The organism is Parafrankia sp. FMc2 (genome assembly GCF_041008525.1).
In the GTDB taxonomy this organism is placed as follows: Bacteria; Actinomycetota; Actinomycetes; order Frankiales; family Frankiaceae; genus Parafrankia.
On the sequence record NZ_JBFLUG010000309.1, the window covers coordinates 1 to 3034 of the forward strand.

4 protein-coding genes are annotated in these 3034 nt (G+C 71.4%); 3 read left to right on the forward strand and 1 reads right to left on the reverse strand.

Annotated features, from left to right (window positions below):
* Together AB1460_RS36545 and AB1460_RS36550 are read left to right on the forward strand one after the other, a co-directional pair.
* On the forward strand, positions 1-1081 hold a 1081-nt coding region (locus tag AB1460_RS36545; RefSeq protein WP_368967075.1), incomplete at its 5' end, for an APC family permease.
* 106 nt (positions 1082-1187) lie between these two features.
* Complete coding sequence (locus AB1460_RS36550) at positions 1188-1688, forward strand: DoxX family protein (RefSeq protein WP_368967076.1); 501 nt, start codon at positions 1188-1190, stop codon at positions 1686-1688.
* An 87-nt stretch (positions 1689-1775) separates the two neighbouring features.
* Here the strand turns inward: AB1460_RS36550 and AB1460_RS36555 are convergent, their stop codons facing one another.
* Positions 1776-2831: a hypothetical protein gene (locus AB1460_RS36555; protein ID WP_368967077.1), complete on the reverse strand. Its 1056-nt coding sequence runs from the start codon at positions 2829-2831 to the stop codon at positions 1776-1778.
* A gap of 21 nt (positions 2832-2852) precedes the next feature.
* On the opposite strand from AB1460_RS36555, the gene AB1460_RS36560 reads away from it, so the two are divergent.
* The gene (locus AB1460_RS36560) at positions 2853-3011 is read left to right on the forward strand and encodes a hypothetical protein (RefSeq protein WP_368967078.1); all 159 of its coding nucleotides are present in this window, start codon (positions 2853-2855) and stop codon (positions 3009-3011) included.
* Positions 3012-3034 lie beyond the last annotated feature (23 nt).

Genomic DNA, 3034 nt, shown 5'->3' on the forward strand with positions numbered 1-3034 from the left:
GTACTGCAATGCGACGTCGTCGGCGCGGTTGGCGGCGCGTTATCCGGCGTCCGGCGGTACGTATGTGTACGGGCGGGAGCGGTTGGGGCCGTTCTGGGGCTGGCTGGCGGGGTGGGCGTTCGTGGTTGGGAAGACCGCGTCGTGTGCGGCGATGGCGTTGACGGTCGGGTCGTATGTGTGGCCTGGTCAGGAGCATGCGGTGGCGGTGGCGGCCGTGGTGGTGCTGACCGCTGTGAACTATGCGGGGGTGCAGAAGTCCGCCTGGCTCACCCGTGTGATCGTGGCTGTGGTTCTGGTGGTCCTCGCCGCGGTGGTCCTCGCCGCCCTCACTTCCGGTGAGGCGGAAGCCGCCCGGCTGGGTGTCGGTGGGGGTGTTTCCGGCGGTGGGGTGCTTCAGGCGGCGGGTCTGTTGTTCTTCGCCTTCGCTGGCTACGCGCGCATCGCCACGCTCGGTGAGGAGGTCCGCGATCCGGGTCGGACCATTCCCCGGGCGATACCGCTCGCGCTCGGTATCACCCTGGTCGTCTACGCGGCCGTCGCTGTCGCTGTTCTTGCGGTGCTGGGGCCGGGGCGGCTGGCTGATGCCACCGCACCGCTGGCTGATGCTGTCCGCGCCGGGGGCGTGGGCTGGCTCGCGCCGGTGGTGCGGGTCGGTGCGGCGGTGGCCGCGCTCGGTTCGCTGCTGGCGCTCATCCTCGGTGTTTCCCGCACCACGCTGGCGATGGCCCGGGACCGGCATCTGCCTCATGCGCTGGCGGCGGTCCACCCGAGGTTCGGGGTGCCGCACCGGGCGGAGCTCGCCGTCGGTGCTGTTGTCGCGGTCCTCGCGGCGACGGTGGATGTGCGCGGGGCGATCGGGTTCTCCTCGTTCGGTGTGTTGGCCTACTACGCCATCGCCAACGCCTCGGCGTGGACCCTGGCGCCCGGCGAGGGCCGGCCGCGCCGTCTGGTCCCTGTGCTCGGGCTGGCGGGCTGCCTCACGCTGGCCTTCGCTCTGCCGGCGACCTCCGTGATCGCCGGGGTCGCGGTGCTGGCTGTGGGTGCCGCCGCCTATGGGGTACGCCGCACGGTGGCCCCGTAACCCCTGGATGACAGGGTCGCGGGCCGGGCGCGTCAACACTGGTGTCTCTCTGATTCGCGGGACGGTGTCGGATCCGATGCGTCGTGATGGCGGAGGGGCACCTCGTATGACACAGCTCGGCTCCTGGCCGGCCCGGTTGACCGCGACTACCGCTTCCACGGCGCCGGCCGCGGTGGTCCTCATCCGCCTCTACGTCGGCGTGGTCTTTCTCTCTGAGGGTGTGCAGAAGTTCCTCTTCCCTGACGAGCTCGGCACCGGCCGGTTCGACAGGGTTGGCATCCCCGCTCCCGGCTTCGTCGCGCCCCTGGACGGGGCCTTCGAGATCGCCTGCGGCGGGCTGATCCTGGCAGGCTTGCTCACCCGACTCGCCACCCTGCCGATGCTCGTGAACATGGTGGGTGCGCTGCTCCTCACGAAGCTGCCCATCCTGTGGGGTGACGCCCCGCTCTTCACGGACGCATCCGGCTGGTGGGAGTTCCTCCACGAGTCCCGCACTGACCTCGCCCAGCTGTGCGGCTGCCTCTTCCTTCTCATCGTCGGTGCCGGCGTCTACTCCCTCGACGCCCGCTGGCATCGCACCGCCGCCGCCGCGTCTGGCACGGGTTGACCGCACGCCCACAGGCAGGAACGAACACCGGAACGATCATCGGTTCAGGATGGTGTGATGGGTGCCTGTAGTTCGGTGACCCAGCGTTCAAGGGTGCGGGGTGGGGCGGTCGGCGCGGGTGAGCTGGTGGTGGGCGGCGGTGAGCAGGAGCAGCACGGTCATGGTGAGGGTGGCGTTGGCGGCGTATTTGGCCGGGTAGGAGACGGTGCCGATCGGGTCGACGACGAAGGACAGGGCGGCGTTGACGGTGAGGGCGGCGCCGGCGACGGTGAGGGCGCGGCGGCGTCCCTGGCTGCTGGTGCGGTGGTGGCGGTGGTGCTGGTGGGTGGCGCGGTGCAGCAGGGCGACGACGGTGGTGAGGATCGCCAGGTCGGCGAGGGTGCCGGCCCAGGTGGGTGGGAGCAGCTGGTGGGTGGTGAAGGTGGTCAGGGCGGCGGCGGCGAGGAGCCGTGGGCCCCAGGTGCGGCGCCACCGGGCCCGGACCAGCTCCGCTTCCGAGGGCGGCGTCGGCGGTGGGAGTGCTGGTGGAGGGGTGTGGGGGGTGCGGCGTTTCGGGCGGATGAGGGCGGCGGCGGCCAGGAGCAGGATGGCGGCTGCGGTGGCGGCGAGCTGCGCCGGGGAAGCGCCGACGTCGCCGGTGTCCGCGTGGATCAGTGCGGCGGCGGCGAGGTACAGCGCGCCCAGGGTGAGCAGGCCGCGGCGGTGCACCCAGGGCCGGTCGGCGATACGGGGGGCGAGGGATTCGATGACGACGATCGGCGCGGTGAAGGTCCAGATCACGTGGCCGGCGACGTAGTTGACCAGTGGATGGGCGGCGAGCCCGGTGCCGGGGATGAGGGTGTGGGTGCGGTCGTCGTCGTAGGCGGGGTCTCCGGTGACGTGCGGGTCGAACAGGCTCTGGTCGATCAGGCCGGCCTGGGCGAGTCCGAACGCGGCGGCGAGGGCGACGAGGGCGAGGGGTCCGCCGCCGCGGCGGCGGACCGCTTCGCGGATGAGGACGGCGACGGTGCCGTAGAGCGGGATGAAGAACAGCAGGCTGGCGAGGAGGTCGAGGGGACGTCCGATGCTGGAGTCGTAGCCGATGAGGTGTTCGCCGCAGATCGGGGCGAGGACGAGCAGCCCGGCGGTGGCGGCGAGGACCATGAGGGCGTAGCAGAGGATTTCGTGGCCGTCGACGGTGAACCAGCGCAGGAATCCCAGCAGTGGCGGGAGGCCGACCAGTTCGCGCAGGACACCGGCGATGCCGCCGAGTGCAAAGGAGCCGCCCAGGGCGGGGGCCTGCTGCTACACCCACTCTCAGCCGCCGACAGGCGAACCCGGTAGATACTGAGAGGTAGCTGTTTGTT

Bases quoted from the DNA above. Each gene is read 5' to 3' on its own strand.
- AB1460_RS36550 (WP_368967076.1), top strand. From the start codon at position 1,188: ATGACACAGCTCGGCTCCTGGCCGGCCCGGTTGACCGCGACTACCGCT.
- AB1460_RS36555 (WP_368967077.1), bottom strand. From the start codon at position 2,831: ATGGTCCTCGCCGCCACCGCCGGGCTGCTCGTCCTCGCCCCGATCTGC.